The organism is Streptomyces kurssanovii (assembly GCF_040677245.1).
GTDB lineage: Bacteria > Actinomycetota > Actinomycetes > Streptomycetales > Streptomycetaceae > Streptomyces > Streptomyces kurssanovii.
The window spans coordinates 16,127-38,150 of the sequence record NZ_JBFAQK010000040.1; the positions used below are offsets into that span (position 1 = coordinate 16,127).

At 72.1% G+C, this 22,024-nt stretch carries 19 protein-coding genes; 7 read left to right on the plus strand and 12 right to left on the minus strand.

Annotated elements, in window-relative coordinates:
* Window positions 1-45: 45 nt before the first annotated feature.
* The 9 genes from AB0K36_RS24300 to AB0K36_RS24340 all read right to left on the minus strand — a co-directional run bounded on the left by AB0K36_RS24300 (window position 46) and on the right by AB0K36_RS24340 (window position 11,934).
* On the minus strand, window positions 46-1,125 hold the full coding sequence (locus tag AB0K36_RS24300; protein ID WP_364598045.1) for a Zn-dependent alcohol dehydrogenase: 1,080 nt from the start codon (window positions 1,123-1,125) through the stop codon (window positions 46-48).
* Window positions 1,126-1,142: 17 nt separating this feature from the next.
* Complete coding sequence (locus AB0K36_RS24305; RefSeq protein ID WP_364598047.1) at window positions 1,143-2,537, minus strand: aldehyde dehydrogenase family protein; 1,395 nt, start codon at window positions 2,535-2,537, stop codon at window positions 1,143-1,145.
* Between the two features lie 110 nt (window positions 2,538-2,647).
* Entirely contained in the window at window positions 2,648-3,979 is a 1,332-nt protein-coding gene (locus AB0K36_RS24310; RefSeq protein ID WP_364598049.1) for an ABC transporter ATP-binding protein, read from the minus strand.
* A 297-nt stretch (window positions 3,980-4,276) separates the two neighbouring features.
* Window positions 4,277-4,894: a class F sortase gene (locus AB0K36_RS24315; protein ID WP_494517679.1), complete on the minus strand. Its 618-nt coding sequence runs from the start codon at window positions 4,892-4,894 to the stop codon at window positions 4,277-4,279.
* Between the two features lie 259 nt (window positions 4,895-5,153).
* Entirely contained in the window at window positions 5,154-5,843 is a 690-nt protein-coding gene (locus AB0K36_RS24320) for a hypothetical protein (protein ID WP_364598054.1), read from the minus strand.
* A 118-nt stretch (window positions 5,844-5,961) separates the two neighbouring features.
* The gene (locus AB0K36_RS24325; protein WP_364598057.1) at window positions 5,962-7,377 is read right to left on the minus strand and encodes an MFS transporter; all 1,416 of its coding nucleotides are present in this window, start codon (window positions 7,375-7,377) and stop codon (window positions 5,962-5,964) included.
* A gap of 1 nt (window position 7,378) precedes the next feature.
* Window positions 7,379-8,815, minus strand: coding sequence for a CitMHS family transporter (locus AB0K36_RS24330; RefSeq protein WP_364598060.1), 1,437 nt, complete (start codon window positions 8,813-8,815; stop codon window positions 7,379-7,381).
* A 131-nt stretch (window positions 8,816-8,946) separates the two neighbouring features.
* Window positions 8,947-11,193, minus strand: coding sequence for a molybdopterin oxidoreductase family protein (locus AB0K36_RS24335; RefSeq protein WP_364598063.1), 2,247 nt, complete (start codon window positions 11,191-11,193; stop codon window positions 8,947-8,949).
* A 99-nt stretch (window positions 11,194-11,292) separates the two neighbouring features.
* Window positions 11,293-11,934: a TetR/AcrR family transcriptional regulator gene (locus AB0K36_RS24340; protein WP_364598148.1), complete on the minus strand. Its 642-nt coding sequence runs from the start codon at window positions 11,932-11,934 to the stop codon at window positions 11,293-11,295.
* Window positions 11,935-12,028: 94 nt separating this feature from the next.
* Here AB0K36_RS24340 and hmgA point away from each other — a divergent pair, with 94 nt between their 5' ends.
* The 3 genes from hmgA to AB0K36_RS24355 are packed head-to-tail and all read left to right on the plus strand — an operon-like array spanning window position 12,029 to window position 15,355.
* Window positions 12,029-13,357 (plus strand): homogentisate 1,2-dioxygenase, encoded by a 1,329-nt coding sequence (gene hmgA / locus AB0K36_RS24345; protein WP_364598065.1) that lies wholly within the window; start codon window positions 12,029-12,031, stop codon window positions 13,355-13,357.
* Window positions 13,358-13,379: 22 nt separating this feature from the next.
* Window positions 13,380-14,132 (plus strand): GntR family transcriptional regulator, encoded by a 753-nt coding sequence (locus AB0K36_RS24350; protein WP_189473484.1) that lies wholly within the window; start codon window positions 13,380-13,382, stop codon window positions 14,130-14,132.
* 11 nt (window positions 14,133-14,143) lie between these two features.
* Window positions 14,144-15,355, plus strand: a complete 1,212-nt coding sequence (locus AB0K36_RS24355) for a type ISP restriction/modification enzyme (RefSeq protein ID WP_364598068.1) — start codon at window positions 14,144-14,146, stop codon at window positions 15,353-15,355.
* A gap of 243 nt (window positions 15,356-15,598) precedes the next feature.
* Here AB0K36_RS24355 and AB0K36_RS24360 read toward each other — a convergent pair whose 3' ends face one another.
* Window positions 15,599-16,303 (minus strand): TetR/AcrR family transcriptional regulator, encoded by a 705-nt coding sequence (locus AB0K36_RS24360; RefSeq protein WP_364598071.1) that lies wholly within the window; start codon window positions 16,301-16,303, stop codon window positions 15,599-15,601.
* A 62-nt stretch (window positions 16,304-16,365) separates the two neighbouring features.
* Here AB0K36_RS24360 and AB0K36_RS24365 point away from each other — a divergent pair, with 62 nt between their 5' ends.
* The 3 genes from AB0K36_RS24365 to AB0K36_RS24375 are packed head-to-tail and all read left to right on the plus strand — an operon-like array spanning window position 16,366 to window position 19,348.
* Window positions 16,366-17,310: an ATP-binding cassette domain-containing protein gene (locus tag AB0K36_RS24365; protein WP_364598074.1), complete on the plus strand. Its 945-nt coding sequence runs from the start codon at window positions 16,366-16,368 to the stop codon at window positions 17,308-17,310.
* Window positions 17,307-18,083 (plus strand): ABC transporter permease, encoded by a 777-nt coding sequence (locus tag AB0K36_RS24370; RefSeq protein ID WP_364598077.1) that lies wholly within the window; start codon window positions 17,307-17,309, stop codon window positions 18,081-18,083. Before AB0K36_RS24365 ends, AB0K36_RS24370 begins: the two co-directional genes overlap by 4 nt.
* A gap of 59 nt (window positions 18,084-18,142) precedes the next feature.
* Window positions 18,143-19,348: a CaiB/BaiF CoA transferase family protein gene (locus AB0K36_RS24375; protein WP_364598080.1), complete on the plus strand. Its 1,206-nt coding sequence runs from the start codon at window positions 18,143-18,145 to the stop codon at window positions 19,346-19,348.
* 63 nt (window positions 19,349-19,411) lie between these two features.
* Here AB0K36_RS24375 and AB0K36_RS24380 read toward each other — a convergent pair whose 3' ends face one another.
* A complete protein-coding gene (locus AB0K36_RS24380) occupies window positions 19,412-19,675 on the minus strand; it encodes a hypothetical protein (RefSeq protein WP_159693460.1) in 264 nt (87 codons plus the stop codon).
* A 284-nt stretch (window positions 19,676-19,959) separates the two neighbouring features.
* Here AB0K36_RS24380 and AB0K36_RS24385 point away from each other — a divergent pair, with 284 nt between their 5' ends.
* A complete protein-coding gene (locus tag AB0K36_RS24385) occupies window positions 19,960-20,970 on the plus strand; it encodes a serine/threonine-protein kinase (protein WP_364598083.1) in 1,011 nt (336 codons plus the stop codon).
* Between the two features lie 95 nt (window positions 20,971-21,065).
* On the opposite strand, the gene AB0K36_RS24390 is transcribed toward AB0K36_RS24385, so the two are convergent.
* Complete coding sequence (locus AB0K36_RS24390) at window positions 21,066-21,875, minus strand: SGNH/GDSL hydrolase family protein (protein WP_364598086.1); 810 nt, start codon at window positions 21,873-21,875, stop codon at window positions 21,066-21,068.
* Window positions 21,876-22,024 lie beyond the last annotated feature (149 nt).

Here is a 22,024-nt window from a genome sequence, read left to right on the forward strand (position 1 = left end):
ACACCCCGGCCGCGACGGCGGCCGGGGTGTGTCGTCGGGGCGGCTCTAGAAGACGACCAGGGCCCGGCCGCCCTTGCCCGCGAGCATGTTCTCGAAGGCCGCCGGGATGCCGTCGAGGGCGATCTGCTCGGTGACCAGCGCGCTCAGATCCAGCCGGCCGGCGCGGATGTGCTCCGCGAGGACCGGCAGGTCGGCGGCCGGGTCGGAGTTGCCGAAGACGCAGCCGGAGAGCGTACGGCCCCAGTGGAACAGCTCGAGAGCGTGGAAGGTGACCTGCTGGTCCTTCCCGCCGATGCCGACGACCGTGGTGCGGCCGCCGCGGCGGGTGGAGTCCCAGGCGGCGCGGATCGTCGAGGCGCGGCCGACGCACTCGATCGCCACGTCGGCGCCGCGCTTGCCCGTCAGCGCCCGGATCTCCCGCGCCGTGGTGTCGGAGGCGACGACGTACTCGGTGGCGCCCGCGCCGCGCGCCAGTTCCTCCTTCTCCGGGGAGACGTCGACGGCGATGATCGGGCCCGCTCCGGCGATCCGGGCGGACTGGAGCGTGGCCAGCCCGACCCCGCCGACGCCGAAGACCACGACGGACTCACCCTCGCGCACCCGCGCGGAGTGGTGGACGGCGCCGTAGCCGGTGAGGACGGCGCAGCCCAGCAGGGCCGCGTCCGTCAGCGGCACTCCGTCGGGGACGGGCAGCACGCAGTTCGCGGCGACGACCGTCTCCTCCGCGAACGCGCCCACGTTCAGGCCGGGATGGAGTTCGGTGCCGTCGGCCGCTACGGCGTGCACCCGTCCCGCGCCGGTCAGCGCGTCGTCGCACAGCCACACCTCGCCGATCGAGCAGGCGTGGCAAGTGCCGCAGGCCGGTGCCCAGTTGAGGACGACGCCGTCGCCGGGTGCGACATGGGTGACGCCCTCACCGACGGCCAGGACGGTGCCCGCGCCCTCGTGGCCGAGGACGGCCGGGACGGGCAGCCGCATGGTGCCGTCGGAGAGGGACAGATCGGAGTGGCACACCCCGGCGGCGGCGAGCCTGACCCGGACCTGGCCGGGGCCGGGCTCCGGCAGGGAGATCTCGGTGATCTCCAGGGGAGCGCCGACGGAGGGCAGGACGGCTGCACGGACCACGATGGTTTCCTTACCGCTCAGAACTGGAGGGACTTGGTCTGGAGGTACTCGGCGAGGCCGTGCGGCCCGAGTTCACGGCCGACGCCGGACTGCTTGTAGCCGCCGAAGGGCGCCAGCGGGTTGAAGCGGCCGCCGTTGATGTCGACCTGACCGGTGTCCATACGGCGGGCGAAGGCCACCGCCTCGGAGTCGTCGCCGGCCCAGACGGCGCCGGCGAGGCCGTACACGGTGCCGTTGGCGATCGCGAGGGCGTCGTCCTCGTCCTCGTACTTCAGGATCGACACGACCGGCCCGAAGATCTCCTCCTGGGCGATGGTCATGCCGGGGGTGACGTCGGCGAAGACGGTGGGGCTGACGTAGTAGCCGACTTCGAGCGGCGCCTCGGGGCCGCCTGCCACGAGCCGGGCGCCCTCTTCGACGCCCTTCTCGATGTAGCCCCGCACCCGCTCCTGCTGCTTGGCGTTGACGAGCGGACCGACCCGTTCGCCGGGGACGTACTTGGCGACGGCGGCCGCGGCGAGCTCGACGGCCTCCTCGTACCGGTCCTTGTGCACGAGCATCCGGGTCCACGCGCTGCACGTCTGGCCCGAGTTGGACATCACGTTGGCGATGCCGACGTTCACCGCCTTGGCCAGGTCGGCGCTCGGCAGGATCACATTGGCGGACTTGCCACCAAGCTCCAGCGCGACGCGCTTGATCGCGCCGCCCGCGGTCGCGCCGATCTTCCGGCCCACGGCGGTCGATCCGGTGAAGGACACCAGGTCGACGCCTTCGTGCTCGGCGAGCGCCTGGCCGGTCACCGGACCCAGTCCGGTGACCAGGTTGAAGACGCCCGCGGGGATGCCCGCCTCATGGACGGCCTCCGCGAAGAGCTGCGCGGTCAGCGGGGTGTCCTCCGCCGGCTTGAGCACCACGGTGCAGCCCGCCGCCAGTGCCGGTGCCACCTTGGCGACGATCTGGTGCAGCGGGTAGTTCCAGGGCGTGATCGCGCCGACGACGCCGACCGGCTCCATCAGCACGGTGGACGTGCCGATCTTCTCCTCGAACGCGTAGGAGCCCGCGAGCTCCGCGTAGGAGCCGGCGACGGCGACGGGCAGGCTCGCGTGGACCGCGAGCGCCAGGGCGGGCGGCGCGCCGAGTTCGGCGGTCACCGTCTCCGCGATCTCCTCCGCGCGCCGGCCGAGCTCGTCGCGCAGGGCGGCGATGTGCCGCGCACGCTCGGCGGGCGGCGTCGCCGCCCATCCCGGGAAGGCCGCGCGGGCGGCACGTACGGCGGCGTCGACGTCCTCCGCCGTGCCGGCCGGGACATGGGCGATGACCTGCTCGTCCGCGGGATCGATGACCGCGATCGTTTCCGGTGCCGCGGCAGGCCGCCACCGGCCGCCGATGTACATGCCGTCGTGGGCCTTCATCGTTCTCCTCCACGCCTCGCGGTAGTGTCCGCGCCCCAAACTAGCGCCGTTAGTTTTACGGCGCCAGGGGCATCCGGCGTGCTGGAGGCCACTTGTCGTGGCGGAGGGAATCAGGCGTCGAGGCCCGGAACGTCCATGGGCGCGGGGCAGATGCGGCGGCCCTGATGGTCGAAGACGTAGAGGTGGGCGAGGTCGACGAGCAGCGGCACCTGCGCGCCGGCACGCAGCCGGAGGTCCGGGCCGGTGCGGACGACGAGGTCGCTCGGCGCGGTGATCCGGCTCTCGTGGGCGGGCTCGGGAACCGGGTCGTCGAGCACCGCCACCGGCCCCGCGACCTGAGCCATCGCCCGGTCCTTGAGGCGGGTCAGCACTCCGGGGCCGGCGTTTCTTCGCCGCCGCACGGCGGTCTGCGGACGGGGTGACTCGAGGTCGGCGACCACGGCGGGCCGGGAGCCGGTGTTGAAGTGCACCAGCGCCTCGTGCCCCTGGTACTCCATGTGCTCGACGATCCCGGTCAGCGCGACCTCCCCCGGGCGGGCCTGGCTGGGCGGCGCGATGCGGGCGGCCTCCGACCGCAGGTCCACGATGATCTGCCGGCCCTGCTGGATGCGCAGCAACTGGTGGTCGGGACTGAGGGGCTCGGGCAGCGGCAGCCGCTGCCGGCCCAGGTCGATCGACATCCGGCCGTCCAGCGGCGCGTGGACGACGGCCTGGAGCAGGTTGATCCGGGGCGTTCCGATGAATGCGGCGACGAAGACGTTCGCCGGGAGGGCATAGGTGTCGCGCGGCGAGCTGACCTGCTGGAGCACTCCGCCGCGCATCACGGCGACCCGGTCCCCGAGCGACATGGCCTCCGCCTGGTCGTGCGTGACGTAGACCGTGGTCACCCCCAATTCCGCGGTCAGCCGGGCGATCTCGGCCCGCAGATGGTTGCGGAGTTTGGCGTCGAGATTGGAGAGCGGCTCGTCCATCAGGAAGACCGAGGGCCGCCTGGAGATCGCCCTTCCCATCGCGACGCGCTGGCGTTCGCCGCCGGAGAGCTGTGCGGGGAAGCGGTCGAGGATGTCCTCAATGCCGAGCATCCTGGCGGTGGCCTCCACCCGCGGGTTGCGGTCGGCCCGCGGGTTCTCGAGCTTCAGAGGGAAGCCGATGTTCTCCCGGTTGGTCATGCTCGGGTAGAGCGCGAAGTTCTGGAAGACCATGGCCATGTCGCGTTCACGCGGCGGGATGTCGTTGGCGTACTCGCCGTCCAGCAGGAGCTCGCCCTCCGTGATGTCCTCCAGTCCGGCGATCATCCGCAGCACGGTCGACTTGCCGCAGCCGGAGGGGCCCAACAGGACGAGGAACTCCCCCGGTCGGACACCGAGGGAGAAGTTGTCGACGGCGCGGGGCGCACGGCCGTATCTCTTGCTGACGTTGTGCAGAGCGATGGCGCGAGTCATAGGGTCCCGCCCGGGATCAGAAGGGGCAGCTGCGTCGCCAGAAGCTAGCCCACTATGTCCCGTCAGGGAATGGATCGCGCACGATGCGAGGGGCGTTTGTTACGCATGTGTCCACCATGCGAGACCGGCAGCGCCGAACGGCCGGAAAAGACCGATTCCCAGCGGTGGACCTCCGCCCAACTCCCCTCGGCCGCAGGCCCGTCGGCGGTCCGGCCGCAGGTCCGTCGGCGGTCCGGGCGCCGCACGGCCGCGGGGCCGGGGCCGACCGCCGGCCGGCCCCGCGCGCCCATGACCGGATCACACCTGTCTGACGTCCGTGAGGTGTGCGAAGACGACGACGTTGGCGGAGTAGCCCGCCTTCTTGTCGAAACTGCCGCCGCAGGTGAGCAGCCGCAGTTCGGGCCGTCCTGTGTGGCCGTAGACCTCCGCGTCGGGGAATTCCTCCTTCTTGTAGGTGCGCACCTTGTCGACGGTGAACACGGCCGTCCGCCGGTCCGCCCGGGCGATGTTGACCTTGTCACCGGGTTTCAGCGCGTTGAGGTTCAGGAAGACGGCGGGGCCGGTCTTGGTGTCGCGGTGGCCGACCACCAGGGCGGTGCCCTTCTCGCCGGGCGCGGGGCCCTTCTGGTACCAGCCGACAAGACGCGGGTTGTTCACCGGAGGGGCGGTGAGCCTACCCTTGGCGTCGAGACCGAGCCCCATCACGGGCGACTCGATCATGATGGCCGGGATGGCGAGCTGTCTGGCCGGGGAGGGCGGCAACGCGAGTTCTCCGTGCGCCGCCACGGGCGTCGGGGCCGGCGCCGTGGGCCGGGGCGCCGGCGCCGCCTCCGGCGTACGGGACGGCGGCGGCACAGGGGCCACCGGCTTCGCCGGTTCCGCGGAGCGGACGGTGAGCGGCGGCAGGTCGATCACGTTCGATCCGCCGTGACCGGCGGGACCACCGGCCGCGGCCGGCTCGTCCCGCCCGGCAGCCTTCTCGTCGGCCTCTTCGGCCTCCGGCGTCTTCGCGCCGAGCGGGCTGTCCGCCGCGACGGTGACCGGCGGCGCGTCCGGGGGTGGGTCCTGACACCCCCGGACGACGCCGGTGACCAGGGTGGCCGTCACGCTGAGCGTGATGGTCAGACGGCAGGCACGGCTGGGTCCGCGTCGTCGGCGTCGGCGACTCGGTACGTTACGCGGCGCCATGGGCGCGGCGGCGGGCCCGTCGGACGAGGACCAGCCCGGCCGCACCGGCCGCGCCCGCGACGAGCGCCGTCGCCGCGGCGACGGACGAGCCGTCGTCCCCGGTGCCCTCGCTGCCGTCGCCGGCCATGCCACCGCCGCCCGCGGGCACCGCGCCGTGGGGCCCTTCCTTGTCGTCCTTCTCCCAGATCGTGCCGCCCTTGTCGTTCTCCGGGCCCTTGTTCCCGTTGTTCTTCTCACCGTGCTTGTCGCCGTACTTCTCGCAGTCGACCTCGAAGACCTTCTGCTTCGGCACACCACTCGGGACCGTCCAGGCGAGCAGGTAGTCACCGTCGGGGAGTGCGTACTCCTCGGTGTGGCCCCGCCCGGCGACCAGCACGAGGCTGTCCGTCAGGGTCGGTCCGGCGGCCGTGGGCGGCTGGGGGGTGATGGTCCAGGTGACCTGCGGCAGGCTCTCGAAGTTGAACGCGCTGAGGCTGAACTTGCAGACTCCCTTGATGTCGTCCCGGGTGTCCCAGTGCTCGACGCCGGCCTTGTGGATCTTGATGTCGCCGCTGTCACCGATGGCGGCGAAGGCCGCCGGCGCCACCGCCAGCGTCACGCCGGTGTAGGCCAGGGCGGCAAGGGCGGCCGCCGCCGTGCGGACACGGCGGGGGCGGAGAGTTGCGGTCGTGCTCATGCGAGGCTCCTTCAAGCCGATGCGATTGTCATACTGATCACGCGATCGCCTGACTAAATGTCACGAATTCGGCGTGAAGACGCATCGAAACGCTGAGAAGCCGTCAGAAATGCCCCTACTAGCGGACACCGCGGCTGTGCCGACCGGGCGATTCGGCCGCGTCGGCCCCCTGAGCGGCACCGCCCGGCGCACCGCCGCGCGGACCGTCCGCCCCGGCCGCCGTCGGCCCGGTCCCGCCGGGCTCCCGGGAAGGGCCGCCGTCAGCGCCGCCCGGAGGCCCGCCGTCAGCACCGCCGGTCACCACAGGCCCGGTCCCGCCGGGCTCCCGGGAAGGGCCGTCCGCACCGCCCGGGCCGCCGGTCGCCACAGGCTCGCGCCCGGAGCGGCCGGTGCGCGCCGCGGTCCCGCCCGACACCACCAGCAGCACACCGAGCATCACGAAGGGCGCCGCGGCACCGGCGAGCCCGGCGACCAGTCCGGCGCAGGCCGGCGCGGCGACCTGCCCGAGACGGTTGCCGGTCAGCCGCAGCGCGAGCGCCGTCGAACGCGCGCCGGCCGGTGCCGCCTGCACCACCGTCGTCATCGACAACGGCTGCCCCACACCCAGACAGAAGCCGAGCGCCGCCAGCATCAGCGCCAGCGCCCACAGCGGCACCGGCAGCGCGATGCCCGCGCACAGCGCCCCGCCGAGCAGACAGGTCACGGTGAGCAGGGTGGTACGGCCGAGGCGGCGGATCATCGGCGTCATCACCAGCCGGCACGCGATGGTGGCGGCGGCCCGCAGGCTCAGCAGCAGGCCCACGACGGTGGGCGGGACACCGCGGTGCTCGCCGACCACCGGCAGATACGCGGTGAGGATGTCGGTGGCCGAGAGCACCGCGAGGCTGATGAAGATCCCCGCGGGCACGCCGCGGGTCCGCACGATGCGGTGCACGGGAACCTTCACCGCGGCCGCGTCCCGCGTGTGCCCGGCTCCCTTGTGCCGGAGTTCGATACGCCACATCGAGGTCAGCGAGACGGCCGCCACGGCCGCGGACACGACGAGCGCCAGCGCACTGGTGCGGGTCATGTCGTCACCGATCAGCGCGCCCGCGGCAATGGGTCCGGCCAGCTGCCCCAGGGATGCGCCGATGGTGAAGTGCCCGAAGTTGCGGTCCTGTTCGTCGGGCGCGGACCGGCGGGCGACGATCGACTGGGCGCCGATGACGAAGCAGAGGTGGCCCAGTCCCATCACACCGCTCCACGCCGCCATCGCCGGCAGCGAGCCGGCGAGTCCGCTGAGCGCGCAGCCGCCGGCGATCAACGCGAGCCCCGCGTACAGCAGCGGCGTACAGCGGCCGTGGTCGGTCCTGCGGCCCAGCGGTACGGCGGCGAACAGTGGAAGCAGCGCGTACACACCGGCGATCACACCGATCGCCCGCTCGTCGGCACCGAGCGACAGCGCCCGGTAGGAGACCGCCGGGCGCGCCATCGACACCGCCGCCTGGGCGAACCCGAAGGCGATGACGAGGCGCAGCAGCCAGAGACGGCCCATGTCAGACGATGCCGAACAGGATCCCGGCCCCCAGCACCACGAGACTGGTCAGGGCCGCCCACTTGACCGTGAAGCGGGTGTGGTCGCCGAACTCGACCTTCGCCATACCGACGAGGACGTACACCGCGGGGACGAGCGGGCTGGACATGTGCAGCGGCTGGCCGACGAGGGAGGCGCGGGCGATCTCCAGCGGCGAGACACCGTGGGCGGCGCCCGCCTCCGCGAGGACCGGCAGCACACCGAAGTAGAAGCCGTCGTTCGACATGAAGTACGTGAGCGGCAGGCTCAGTACACCCGTGACGATCGCCATGTGCGGGCCCATGCCCTCGGGGATGGCGCCGACGAGCCAGTCGGCCATGTGCTCGACCATGCCGGTGCCGGTGAGGACGCCGGTGAAGACGGCGGCGGCGAAGACCATCCCGGCGACGTTCAGGACGTTGTCGGCGTGGGCCGCGATGCGGGCCTTCTGGTCCGCCATGGAAGGGAAGTTGACGGTCAGGGCGAGGGCCGCGCCGAGCAGGAAGAGCACCGGGATCGGCAGCAGTTCCATGATCATGGCGGTGAGAAGGGCCAGCGTCAGGCCGGCGTTGAACCAGTACAGCCTGGGCCGCAGTGTCGGGCGGTTCGGGTCGAGGCCCTGGAAACCGCCGTCCGGCAGCGGGGATTCGTCGCCCTCGCGAGGGGAACCGGTGTCCGCTCCCGGACCGGATCCGGTGCCGTCGGGGCCGGCCGTGGAGCCCGTGGCCCCGGCGGCGTGCTCGCCGCCACCCGCCTTGACGAGCACCGTGCCGGGCTCGGGCTCGAGCACCTCGTCGAGCGTGAGGTATCCGAGGCGTGTGCGCTCGCGCCGGCCGAGGACGTACGCGAGGACGAGCACGAAGAGAAGCCCGGCGCCGAGGGCGGGGATCATCGGCACGAAGATGTCGGCCGCGTCCAGCTCGAGCGCGGTGGCGGCACGGGCCGTGGGCCCGCCCCAGGGCAGGGTGTTCATCACGCCGTTCGCCGTGGCGGCGATGCCGGTCAGCACCACGAGGCTCATCTTCAGGCGCTTGTAGAGCGGATACATCGCCGAGACCGTGATCATGAAGGTCGTGGAGCCGTCGCCGTCGAGCGAGACGATGGCGGCGAGCACCGCCGTACCGATCACGATGCGCAGCGGGTCCGCCTTGCAGAAGCGCAGGATGCCCCGCACGATCGGGTCGAACAGCCCGACGTCGATCATCACGCCGAAGTAGACGATGGCGAACATCAGCATCGCCGCCGTGGGGGCGAGGTTTCCCACGCCTTCGAGGACGTAGTCCCCGAGCTGTGCACCCTGCCCGACGGCGACGCAGAAGAGTGCGGGGATGAGGACCAGCGCCGCGATCGGCGACATCTTCTTCATCATGATCAGGACCAGGAAGGTCGCGATCATGGCGAAGCCGAGGACTGTCAGCATGGGGACACCTAACGTTCATCCTTGAACTGCCACCGGAGGAGCGGCCCACCGGTGGGTCCGGATGACGTTAGGTGTCGCCATCTGCCGTTAACAAGGTGTTGACCCGTGAGCAATACGAGCAAAACCCCAGGTCATCGGCTTGGCGCTACATCCACCGGGATGGCGTTGAGCACCGCGGTGCCCGACAGGGGATCCAGTCGGGAGCCGTCGAGCAGCTGGTTGACGTTGACTCCGGGACGGCCGGCGGCCACCGACATGCGGATGCCGGGGCGGTCGTGGCCCCAGCCGTGCGGCAGGCTGACGACACCGGGACGCACCGAGTCGGTGATCTCGACGGGGGCCTCGACACTGCCTCCGTCCGCGGTGACGCGTGCCGTGGCCCCGTCCTCGAGTCCGATCCGGGCGGCGTCGTCCGGGTGGACGTGAAGGGTGCAGCGGTTGGAACCGCCGTTCAGCGCGGGCACGTTGTGCAGCCAGCTGTTGTTGGAGCGCAGATGACGGCGGCCGACGAGCACGAGCCCGGCGGGCCGTTGCGCGAGTGCGGCGCGCAGCCTCGGCAGGTCGTCGGCGATGGGGCCGGGCAGCAGTTCGACGCGTCCGCTGCGGGTCTTGAGGATCTGCGGGACACGGGACCCGAGGGGGCCGAGGTCGACGCCGTGCGGAGCCTCCAGCAGCATGTCGAGGGTCAGGTCGTACGAGCCGAGGCGCAGCATCATGTCGAGGCGGCGCTCGGCGCCGGTGCGTCCGGTGAGCCGGGCGGCGACGTCTTCCGGCGCCCGGCCGTGCACCGGGGAGGCGGGGTCGGTGACCGCCTTGGCGAGGGTGCTGCTGATGACCATGTCGTCGACGGCGGAGGGTTCCGCGCCGTGCATGCCGGAGACGGCGAGGATCAGGCGGGCGTGGATCTCGCACTCGTCCATCAGCCCCTCCTCGAGCGGTACGGCGGCGGGGCTGAAGCGGGCCTGGTTGCTGACGGCGAGCGCGTTGAAGGCGAAGTCGAAGTGGGGGCTGCGGGAGGGCGGCGGCGGGGGCAGCACCACGTCGGCGTGGCGTGAGGTCTCGTTGAGATAGGGGTCGATGCTCACCATCAGGCCGAGGCCGGCCAGTGCCCGGTCGAGGCGGTCCCCGTCGGGGGCGGAGAGCACCGGGTTGGCCGCGATCACGACCAGGGCACGGATCTGTCCCTCGCCCGGGGTCTCGATCTCCTCCGCGAGGGCGGCGATGGGCAGTTCGCCCTTGGCCTCCGGGTGGCCGCTCACGCGGCTGCTCCAGCGGCCGAGGGAGAACCCCTTGCCGGGGGCGGCCGGGCGCGGAGCGCGTTCGGTGGCGGAGAGCGGGAACAGGGCGCCGCCCGGCCTGTCGAGGTTGCCGGTCAGCACGTTGAGGACGTCGACGAGCCAGCTGGCGAGGGTGCCGTGTTCGACGGTGCAGCTGCCGATGCGCCCGTAGACGGCTGCGGTGGGCGCGCCCGCGAGCTCGCGGGCCATCGTGCGGATCTCCTCGGCTTCCATGTCGCAGGCCTCCGCCACGGCCTCCGGTGTGAAGTCCTTGACGGCGGCCTCCACTTCGGCCACGCCCTCGACATGGCCGGCGAGCGCGCCGAGGTCGGTGAGCCCTTCCTCGAACAGCACCTGGGTGAGGGCGGCGAGCAGCAGCGCGTCGGTGCCGGGCCGGATCGCGACGTGCCGGTCGGCGAGCTGGGCGGTGCGGGTGCGGCGCGGGTCGACGACGGTCAGGGTCCCGCCGCGGCGGCGGAGTGCCTTCAGCTTGCCGGGGAAGTCGGGCGCGGTGCACAGGCTGCCGTTGGACTCCAGCGGGTTGGCGCCGAGCAGCAGCAGATGGTCGGTGCGGTCCAGGTCGGGCACGGGGATGGCCGTGGCGCTGCCGAAGAGCAGTCCGCTGGAGACGTGCTTGGGCATCTGGTCGAGCGTCGAGGCGGAGTAGACGTTGCGGGTGCCCAGCGCGGAGAGCAGGACGGGCGGGTAGAGGCTGCCGGCCATGGTGTGGACGTTCGGGTTGCCGAGGACGACGCCGACGGCGTTCGGTCCGTGCTCCTCGATCAGCGGCCTGATCCGGGCGGCGATCAGGTCGAAGGCCTCCTGCCAGGTGGCGTCGCGCAGTTCGCCGTTCTCCCGGATCAGGGGGGTGCGCAGCCGGTCCGGGTCGGCGTCGAGCTCGCCGAACGAGGCGCCCTTCGGGCAGATGAAGCCACGGCTGAAGATGTCGTCGCGGTCGCCGCGGGCGCGGGTGACGCGGCTGCCCTCGATGGTGAGGGTGAGCCCGCAGGTGGCTTCGCACAGCGGGCAGACCCGCAGTGCGGTGCGGGCGGGGTCCCCCGGGGCGGCGGTTGTGGATATGGCTGGAGCGGTGCGGGACACGGGTCCTCCCCGGACGGGCGTGGGCGGCGACGGCATGGACGGCGGTGGCGTGGCGCCGAACCGAGCATACCGACCGGTATGCATGTACGGGAGGGTCTTTCACGCCCGGTTTTCACGCGGCGCGGGGGCGTCCAGGACATCGGAGAGATAGGTGCGGAGCAACCGCCGGGTCTCCGCGATGATCGCCTCGTCGCCCCCGGGCCTCGACCGGAACGCCAGCTGCAGCAGTGCGTCCGCCGCCTCCACGCACACCAGTACCGCCCTGCGCAGCTCCGTGTCGGGCTCACGCCCCAGGTGCGAGGCCAGCAGCTCGCCGAGCCGGTCGGCGACCTCGTGGTGCACACCGTCCACCGGCGCGCCGACGGGCAGTTGCGCGCCGAAGTCGACGAGGGTGAAGCCGGGGCAGGTGCGCTTCATCGCCAGGTACTCGTCGAGCATCACATCGATCGCGGCGCCCCAGCCCTCACCGGAGGGCGCGGCGAGCCGCTGGGACACGCGGTCGGCGTAGGCGTCGAGATTGCGGTGGCCGAGCGCGACGACCAGCGCGCGCTTGTTGCCGAAGAAGCGGTAGACGGATCCGATGGGCACTCCCGCCCGCACCGCGACCGCCCGGGTCGACAGCTGCTCGTAGCCGCTCTCGTCCAGCAGTGCGGCGCACGCGTCGAGGATGCGGGCGAGCCGGTCGGCGCTTCGCCGCTGGACCGGACGGCGGCGCAGTGGTGGCTGGGACACGCGGCCCATCATGCCGGTCCGTTGCCGTTGACGGGGCGGAGGTGCAATCCTACGGTTGTCCATAGGAATGGATTGAGGAATCCTTCAGCACCAGGAGCGGGCGATGAGTGGCACCGGACAGGCGCGGAAGATTGTCGAGGGGCTGACGGAGGCGTCGTTCTCCTCCGGCTTCGGCAACGAGCACAGCTCGGAGGCGGAGCCCGGCGCACTTCCGCACGGGCGCAATTCCCCCCAGCGCGCCCCCCTCGGCCTCTACGCGGAACAGCTCAGCGGCTCGGCCTTCACCGAGCCCCGCGCGCACAACCGCCGCTCCTGGCTGTACCGCATCCGCCCCTCGGCCGCTCACCCTCCCTTCGTCCGTGTCGACAACGGCCACATCCGGACCGCCCCCTTCACCGAGACGGTGCCCGACCCGAACCGGCTGCGCTGGAACCCGCTGCCCGAGCCGGCCCCCGGCACCGACTGGCTGGCCGGGCTGTGGACGCTCGGCGGCAACGGCGACGTGACGCAGCGCACCGGCATGGCCGTGCACCTCTACCACGCCAATACGTCCATGACGGACCGGGTGTTCAGCGACGCGGACGGCGAGCTCCTGATCGTCCCCGAGCACGGCGGGCTGCTGCTCGTGACCGAGTTCGGGCTGCTGCCCGCCCGGCCGGGGGAGGTCGTCCTCGTCCCCCGCGGTGTCCGCTTCCGGGTCGAGCTGCTGGACGCCACCGCCCGCGGCTACGTCTGCGAGAACTACGGGCAGCCCTTCGAGCTCCCCGAGCTCGGCCCGATCGGCGCCAACGGCCTGGCCAACGCCCGCGACTTCCTGGCCCCTGTCGCCGCCTACGAGGACGTCGAGCAGCCGGTCGAGGTGGTCAACAAGTTCTGCGGGAACCTGTGGGCGGCGACCTACGACCACTCCCCCCTCGACGTGGTCGCCTGGCACGGCACCCATGTCCCGTACGTCTACGACCTGCGCCGCTTCAACGTCATCGGGACGATCTCGTACGACCACCCCGATCCGTCGATCTTCACGGTGCTGACCTCGCCCTCCGACACCCCCGGCCTCGCCGGTGTCGACTTCGTCGTCTTCGCACCGCGCTGGCTGGTCGGCGAGGACACCTTCCGCCCGCCGTACTTCCACCGCAACGTGATGAGCGAGTACATGGGCCTGATCGAGGGCGCGTACGACGCGAAGGCCGAAGGTTTCGTCCCCGGCGGCGGCTCGCTGCACAACATGATGTCGGCGCACGGGCCCGACCGGGAGACCTTCGACCGGGCGAGCGCGGCCGAGCTGAAGCCGCAGAAGATCGACGACGGGCTTGCCTTCATGTTCGAGACCCGCTGGCCGGTGACCGCCACCGCGCAGGCGGCGAACGCCGACCATCTGCAGATGGGGTACGACGACGTGTGGCAGGGTCTTCAGCGCCACTTCAGGTCGTAGTTCGTCGTAGTACGGAGATGCCGTGACCTCCTTCGCCCCCGACTCGCTGGTCCTGAACCGCAAGCTGCCGCTGTGGTATCAGGTCTCGCAGTCCCTGCGCGCCTCGATACTGGGCCGGACGCCCGAGGCGTCGCTGCGGCTGCCCACCGAGGAACAGCTCGCCCAGCACTACGGGGTGAGCGTCCTGACCATGCGGCAGGCGCTCAAGGAGCTGGAGGAGGAGGGCCTGATCAGCCGGCACCGGCGGCGCGGCACCTTCATCGAACCGGGGGCACGCCGTGGCGCGCCCCGCCGGCTGCTGGGCTCGATCGACGCGATCGTCGCCCAGCAGTCCGGCGAACGCACCACGGTCCTCGACCACGGCCCGGAGCCGGTTCCGGTCGAGCTCGCCGAGCACTTCCCCGGGGCGGCCGAGGTCGTGGTGTACCGGAGGCTGCGGTGCGACGGCGACACCGGTGAGCCCACCAACTGGGCGGAGAACGCCCTGCATCCCGACGTCGCCGCCGGACTGGACATCGCCGACCTGGAACGCTGGCCGATGACCAAGGTGCTGCGGGACGCCCTCGGTGTCCGCATCAGCCGGATCACCGACACGGTGGAGGCCCGGCTCGCCGACCCGCGGACGGCGGAACTGCTGCGGGTGCCGTTGCTGAGCCCGATCCTGCACTACACCGGTGTGACCTACGACGACACCGGCCGCGTCGTGGACGTGGCCCGCATCCGCTACCGCGGGGACCGGTTCTCCTTCTCGGTCACCGTGGATGCGGCGGACTGAGCCTGACTAGCATGCGGACGGTGACTGCTCTCACCGAGGACGTGCCGCTGCTCGACGACCTCATGCCCTGGTCGGTGGCGCCGCTGCGGCTGGGCAGGGACTGGGTGATGGCCCCGGACGCCGCGTCCCTGCGGGCCCGCTGGGACGCCCTCGTACGGGCGGAGGACGGCACCCGGGAGACGCTGTTCCGGGTCTCCAGGGCCCGCGGCATCCACGGCACGGTGGCCCAGCTCCCGGGCCAGTCGACCGGTACGGGACGCATGGCGCGCGAGGCGGGCCGCTGCCCGGAGCCCGTACGGGTGCTGCACGGCGCCTTCGACGAACAGTGGCTGATCCCCGACCACCGGCTGATCGACGTCGCCCGGCCCGAGTTGTGGCGGGTACGGGACGAACGGCAGCTGTTCGTCGTCGAGCAGGGACACGTGCCGAAGGCCGGCGGACCCGCGCTCGTGGTCACCGCCCTGCTGCCGGACGGCCGTTCTCCCGCCGGGCGTCCCGGCCGCGTCCGGCCCCTGTACCGGCGGCCCGGCGGACACGAACCCAACATCACGCCCGGCCTCACCGGGCTGCTGGCCGAGCGGTACGGGCGGCCCGTGGACGCCGAGGACCTGGCAGCCTGGACCGTCGCGGCCGCGGCCCCCTCCCCCGCCGGATGCGTGGTGCCCCTGACGGCGGACGCCGGCGTCTGGTCCGCCGGGGTGGCACTCGGCCGCGAGATGATCCGCGTCATGCTGCGCGGCGCGCGCGGCGGCGACCGCCCCCGGCTCCCGGGCGGCCGCCGGCCCTACGTCCGCGCCGCGCTGCCGGCCCGGCCGGACTCGATCGCCTACGCACCCGAGGACGAGACGCTGCTCCTCGGCGGCACCGGCCGCATCTCCCCCGTCCCGCGGTCGGCGTGGGACTTCGAGGTGGGCGGGGTCCGGGTGCTGGAGCTCTGGTTCGACCGGCGCACGTCGTCCGGTGAGACGGGCACGCTGGAGGCACTGCGGCCCGCGACGTGGCCGCAGGAGTGGACCTCGGAGCTGCTGGAACTGGTCACGGCCTTGGCACTGCTGGCGGAACTGGCACCGCGGCGGACGGCGCTGGCGTCGCCCGGCCCCCGGATCTCCGCGACGGAGCTCCGTGCATCGGGCGTCCTGCCCCCACCGCCGGCGACCCGCCGCCCGGCGTCGGTCCTCGACCACCAGGAAGAGGGCCCGGAGGGGCAGTTCGCCCTTCTGTGAGGCGTCCGTGTTTCCGGCGGCTCCACCCTGGACCCCGAAGCCTCGGACGCCGGCGAGGTTCGAGCGGCCGCCGGCGCGAAGCCGAGCCGCCGCCCCGCTAGGGCCGGGTCTGCGTACCTCTCACGGCCGCCGGACCGCTGGAGGAGTTCGAGGGCACCGCGCGAAGCGCGTACCGGAGCCCGTTCCGGGGTGGGGTACAGCCCGCCGCAGGCGCCATGCCCCCCGCACCCGCCCCGCACGCCGTCAGGCGAACGCGTCGATCACCCGCCTCAGCACCCGCTCGAACGTCTCCTCCGCGTCCCCCGGCGCCGCCGCGTCCCCCAGCGCCGCCGCCAGCCGCGGGTAGTTCCCGCCCGCCACCTGCCCCTCCAGATACGCGCGCCGCGCCGCCTGTTCCCGCTCCGGCGACCACGGGAGGGAACGGGCGCGCTCGGCCGTCGCGAGCTCGTTCGCGACCGTGGTCATCACCGTGCCGTTGACCATCGCGATCAGCTCGAACTTCGTGCCGTACGGGGCGTCCAGGCTCTCCAGCGCGCCCAGGCACCACTCCAGGTAGCGCAGCACGTTGGGGCTGAAGCCGTACAGCGGTGACATCACCCGGGGAAGCCATGGATGGCGGAGCACCATGGCCCGCGCCTGGTGCGCGAGGGCGAGCATCTCCGCGCGCCAGTCGTCCGACGGCTCCCCCAGCTCGTACTCGCCGCTGACCGCGTCGACCATCAGCTCGTACAGGTCTTCCTTGCGGGGCACGTAGTTGTACAGCGACATCGTGCCGCAGCCCAGCAGCGTCGCGACCTTGCGCATGGAGAGGGCGTCGATGCCCTCCTCGTCCGCGATGCGCACGGCGGCCGTCGCGATGTCGCCCCGGCTGTACGCCGGTTTCGGACCTCTGCCCGTGCGCTCGGGGCGCGCCCAGATCACTTCCGGTTCGGCCGCTCGGCCCGCCATGGATCATCACCTCCCTCACATCCTAGTTACGTACAGCGTACGTAGTGAGGTACGGTCGACCCATGACAACTACGTACGCTGTACTTAGTGAGGGTCTCGAGAAGCGGTTCGGTGACGTCCGCGCCCTCCGCGGCCTCGATCTCGCCGTCGCCCGGGGCACGGTCTGCGCGGTGCTCGGCCCCAACGGCGCCGGGAAGACGACCGCCGTACGGATCCTGACCACACTGACCAGGCCCGACGCCGGCAGCGCCACGGTCGCCGGGCACGACCTGCGGCGTGATCCCGCCGCCGTACGCCGTCGCATCGGCGTCGTCGGGCAGTACGCCTCGGTCGACGGCGACCTGACGGGTGCGGAGAACCTGCGCCTGTTCGCCAGGCTGCTGCGCGCGCCCCGCACCAGGGCCGCCGAGCTGCTGGAGCGGTTCGGGCTCACGAAGGCCGCCGACCGGCCGGCCCGTACCTACTCGGGCGGCATGCGCCGCCGCCTCGACCTGGCGGCGGGTCTGATCACGCGCCCCGAGGTGCTGTTCCTCGACGAACCGACCACCGGTCTCGACCCGCACAGCCGGAACGAGATCTGGGACGCGGTGCGGCAACTGACCGAAGAGGGCACGACCGTGCTGCTGACCACCCAGTACCTCGAAGAAGCCGACCGGCTCGCCGACGACGTCGTACTGATCGACGGCGGCCGAGCCACCCACAACGGCACCCCCGCCGAACTCAAGGCGCTCATCGGCAACTACGCGGAGGTGGTCGTCCTCGACCGGGCCGCGCTGCCGGCCGCGGCGGCCGTCCTCGATCAGCTGACCGGCTCCGAGCCGGTCCTCGACGCGGAGCGGCGCTCCGCCGGGGCCGTCACCACCGACGCGACGCTCACGCTGCCCCGACTCGTACGGGAACTCGACGCGGCGGGCGTCCCGGTGCTGGACGCCGGGCTGCGCCCACCCACTCTGGACGAGGTGTTCCTGCGCCTCACCGGCCGGCCCGTGAAGGAGCTCGCCGCATGAGCGCCGTCGTCCTCGACAGCACGGCCGTCCTCGGCCGCCACCTGCTGCGCATGAAGCACGCCCCCGCCATCCCGGTCATGACACAGACGATGCCGATCGTGTTCCTGCTCTTCTTCGGCTACGTCTTCGGCAGCGCCATGGCCATGCCGGGCGCGGACTACCGGGCCTTCCTGGTCCCCGGCATGCTCGTGGCGACCGCAGCGAACGGCATCATGACCGGGATGTTCACCGCCGCCCAGGATTCGCACCGCGGGGTCATGGACCGCTTCCGCTCCCTCCCCATGAGCCGCGGCGCGGTCCCGCTCGGCCAGGCGGCCGCGGATCTCGTCGCCGCGGCGGCCGGCCTGGTGCCGCTGCTGCTCGTCGGCCTCGCGATGGGCTGGCGGATCGAGGGCGGCGCTCTCGAGGCCCTGGGCGGATTCGGGATTCTGCTGCTCTTCCGCTTCGCCGCCACCTGGGCCGGCATCCTGCTCGGCCTCGCCTCGCGCAGCGAGGAGGCGGCGGGGCAGCTGGGCGGCGCGACCTTCATGCTGCCGCTCCTGTCGAACGCGTACCTGCCGACCGACGGGCTGCCGGGGGCGCTGCGTACGGTCGCCGAGTGGAACCCCGTCTCCGCGGTCACCGCCGCCGTGCGCGACCTCTTCGGCAACGCGACCCCGGCGGCGGACGCGGCCTGGCCGGTGGCCCATCCCGTCGCCGGAGCGGTGTGCTGGTCACTGGTGCTGCTGGCGGTCTGCATGCCGCTCGCGGTGCGGCGCTACGCGCGGTCCTGACCGCGCCCGCACCCGTTGGTGGTGACAAAGGTGCCACCTACACGATATGCACGGCTGTCATGAGCCCACAGCCGCCCCTGCCCCTCCCCCTCGACGGCATCACCGTCGTCGCCGTCGAGCAAGCCGTCTCCGCCCCCTTCGCCACCCGCCAGCTCGCCGACCTCGGCGCCCGGGTGATCAAGGTCGAGCGCCCGGACGGCGGGGACTTCGCCCGCGGTTACGACACCGCGGCCCGAGGTCTGGCCTCGCACTTCGTGTGGTGCAACCGGGGCAAGGAGTCCATCGCCGTGGATCTGAAGGATCCGCGGGGTCTCGACATCGTGCACCGGCTGATCTCCGGCGCCGACGTGTTCGTGCAGAACCTCGCGCAGGGCGCGGCGGCCCGGCTAGGACTGGACGCCGCCACGCTCTGCGCAGCGCATCCGAGGCTGGTCGCCGTCGACATCTCCGGCTACGGCTCCGGCGGCCCGTACGCGCACAAGCGGGCCTACGACATGCTCGTGCAGTGCGAGGCGGGGCTGGTGTCGGTGACCGGGACTGCGGACGAGCCGGTGAAGGCGGGCGTTCCGGCGGCCGACATCGCCGCGGCCATGTACGCGTTCTCCGGCGTGCTCGCCGCCCTGTTGCGCAGGGGGACGACCGGCCGCGGCGGCGTCGTCGAGATCTCCATGCTGGAGGCGCTCGCCGAGTGGATGGGGCATCCGCTGCACCACGGGATGCACGGCGGCGAGCCGCCGGCCCGCACGGGGCTCGCGCATGCCGTCATCTCCCCGTACGACGCCTATCCGACCGCGGACGGCGGTCAGGTGCTGCTGTCGGTGCAGAACGACCGCGAGTGGCGTCGGCTCGCCGAACAGGTGCTGGGCCGGCCGGAACTGGCCCTCGATCCGGACTTCGCGACCAACAGGGCACGCACGGCGAACCGTGAGCGGACGGACGCGGCGGTGGCCAAGGCACTCGCGGGGCTGGACACCGCGGACGCGGTGGCACGGCTGGAAGCGGCGGGGATCGCCTGCGCACGGCTGAACGGCATGGCGGACGTGGCCGCCCATCCGCAGCTCGCGGCACGGGACCGGTGGCGCGAGGTGGCCTCACCGGCGGGGCCGTTGAAGGCGATGCTGCCCCCCATCACGCTGCCGGGCGGGGAGCCGGCTCGGATGGGGGCGATTCCCGGTCTGGGTGAGCACACGGACGCGCTGCTGCGGGGCCTGGGTATGACGGATGAGGCGGCAGCGCTGCTGCGCCGGGACGGTGTGGTCGCCTGAGCGGGGTGGGCGCGGTCGTCCCGACGCGTGGGAGCCGTGGGTGGTACGGCCGGGTGGGTCGGGTCAGCCGCGGCTGCCGAACAGTGAACGACGGAGCCTGCGCAGCGGTGCGAAGAGCGACACTCGCGCACTCTTGCTCCTGCGGCTTCGCGTCACGTCGCGAGAGGTCAGTTCACGCATCAGCAGCGTCGCCTCTGCCGCCTCGACCTGCGGGACGGCCGGCCCGCCGAGCACCGAAAGGTGCCGGTCGAGACGCGAACTCGTCGCACCGCTCCCGCATGTGATGGCAGGCACGCGCGGCCTGCTGCGCACTGTTATCTGTTCCATGTCACTCCCCACCCGTACGAGGCACCCGGCCCGGGCAGGTTAACCCTATCTCCCCGTCGGGACACCCGTGTATCCCGCCCGCATGATTCACCACACCCGTACGCGGGTTGACAACTACTCTGCGAATGCGGCTGATTCCAGGGCGAGTTGGACAGCGTGCGTGCGACTTCCGGTCTTCCTTCGTACTGATGACCAATCAATGACTCTTGAAACGCCTGGAGTTGAGTTAGCTTGAAGTGATTTCCACCGGCTTGCGGCTCCGGGTCGCGGACAGGGGGCTGACCATGAGCGACGTGCCGGGAACACCGGGAGGGGTGCGGCTGGTCGCCGGCCGCTACCACCTGCTGAGCCCGCTGGACGAGGACGCCACGGGAGTCGTGTGGCTGGCCCGTGACGAGGTCCTCGGCCGCCAGGTCGCGGTCAGAGAGGTCAAGCCGCCGCCCTCCCTCGGAGCCGGTGAGGTACGGGACCTGTACGAGCACCTGGAGAACGCGGCCCGCGCGGCCGGCCGGGTCTCGCACCGCAACGTGGTCGCCGTCCATGACGTGGCGTCGGAGGACGGCCGGCCGTGGATCGTGATGGAACCGGTGCGCGGACTGTCCCTCTCCGACGTTCTCGACGCCGAGGGCCCGCTGTCACCGCGCCGCGCCGCCCATATCGGGGCGGAGGTGCTGGCGGCCCTGCGCGCGGCGCACGCCGCGGGTGTGCTGCACCTGGACGTGCGGCCGTCGAACGTGCTGATCGCCAACGACGGCCGGGTGATGGTCACCGGCTTCGGCGCGCTGACGGCCCGTGACACCCCGGGGTTCGGCGCCCCGGAGGTCCTGGCGGGCCGCGAGCCGGGCCCGGAGTCGGATCTGTGGTCGCTCGGGGCGATGCTGCACGCGGCGACGGAGGGGCGGTCCGCGTTCGGCGCGGACCACGGCCGCGGCGAGCAGGCGGAGGCGGGCAGGACGGACACCCTGGGCGCGGTCGTCACGGAACTGCTGCACCGCAATCCGGCGGAGCGGCTCGACGCCGCTGAGGCCGAGCACCGGTTGCGTCTGGCGAGCGCGGGCGGTGGTGTGCGGACGGATGTGCCGGTGTCGGCGGCCACGCCGTCCGCCGCACCGGAGACCGGGCCGCGGACCGCGCCGGAGGCGGAGCCGGCTCCCGGGCGGACCGCGTCCGCGACCACCGCGGCCGCGCCGCAGAGCGACGACTCGAAGCGGGCCACGACGGTCCTGGCCGTGGGGGTGGCACTGCTGCTGCTCTTCGTCGTCGCCCTCGTCTGGCTGGTGGCCGGGGGCGGCTGAGAACCGTGGCGCCTGTCCCGGAGGACCACGGCAGGCCCGCGTGGAAGCCGCGGGCCTGCCGTGAACCGGGCCGCTGACGGAGGGTCCGGAAGCCGTCAGGCGTTGGAGTCGAACACGGGCAGATAGCCACCGGACTGTCCGGCCGCGGTCGGGTGGTACGACTCCCCGATGTTCAGCCAGTTGACGCTGTGCAGCCAGGCGGAACCGGAGCAGATCTCATGTCCGGTGAACGTGCCCACGACGCTTGCGAAGCCGTAGCCGTGGTCGGCAGCGCGCTTGGCGATCGCCGTGTTGAGGTGGTCGGCGGCGCCGTTGATGGCGGACCGCTCGTTCTCGCTGAGGCCGGCGACGCAACTGCCGCCCAGCTTGTAGAAACGGGGATAGCCGAGCACGACGACGCGCGCCGCCGGGGCTTTGGCACTGATCGCCGAGTACACCTGGTCGAGCTTGCCCGGCAGCGTCGAGTCGACGTACGCCTTCGCCTGTGCGATCCGGTTCAGACAGGTGGACTCGGACTGCAGGACGCAGGTGGTCATGACGTCGGCGAAGCCCGCGTCGTTGCCGCCGACGGTGATGGATACGAGATCGGTGGACGAGGTGAGGGGACCGAGCTGACTCGCCGTGACATCACCCGTACGGGCGCCCGAGCAAGCCGTGAAGGCGAACGACGAGGGTGAGTTCGCGTTGGCCCAGAGCTTGGGGAAGGCCCGGGTGCTGCGCTTGCAGTTGCCGCTCGCGCCGTCGTAGCTGCCGGCTCCCACGCCGGAGGAGTAGGAGTCGCCGAGGGCCACGTAGTCCAGGGACTGGGTGGTCGAGTCGGCCTGCGCCTGACCTGCTCCGGTGAGAGCGAGAACGGCGCCGAGGAGGAGTGAGGATGAGAATGCCGCGGCTCGGGACAGTTTCATGGAACCTCCCTATAGCAGGATCTCTGCCTCAACTTTCGTACCAGGGGACAGAGTTCACCGGAAGTGTCCATGCCAAGAATTGTTACTGACGAGTCAGTGGGGCAGTTGGGACAGCACCGCTCCTGACGGCTGATTCACCGTCAAAAAAG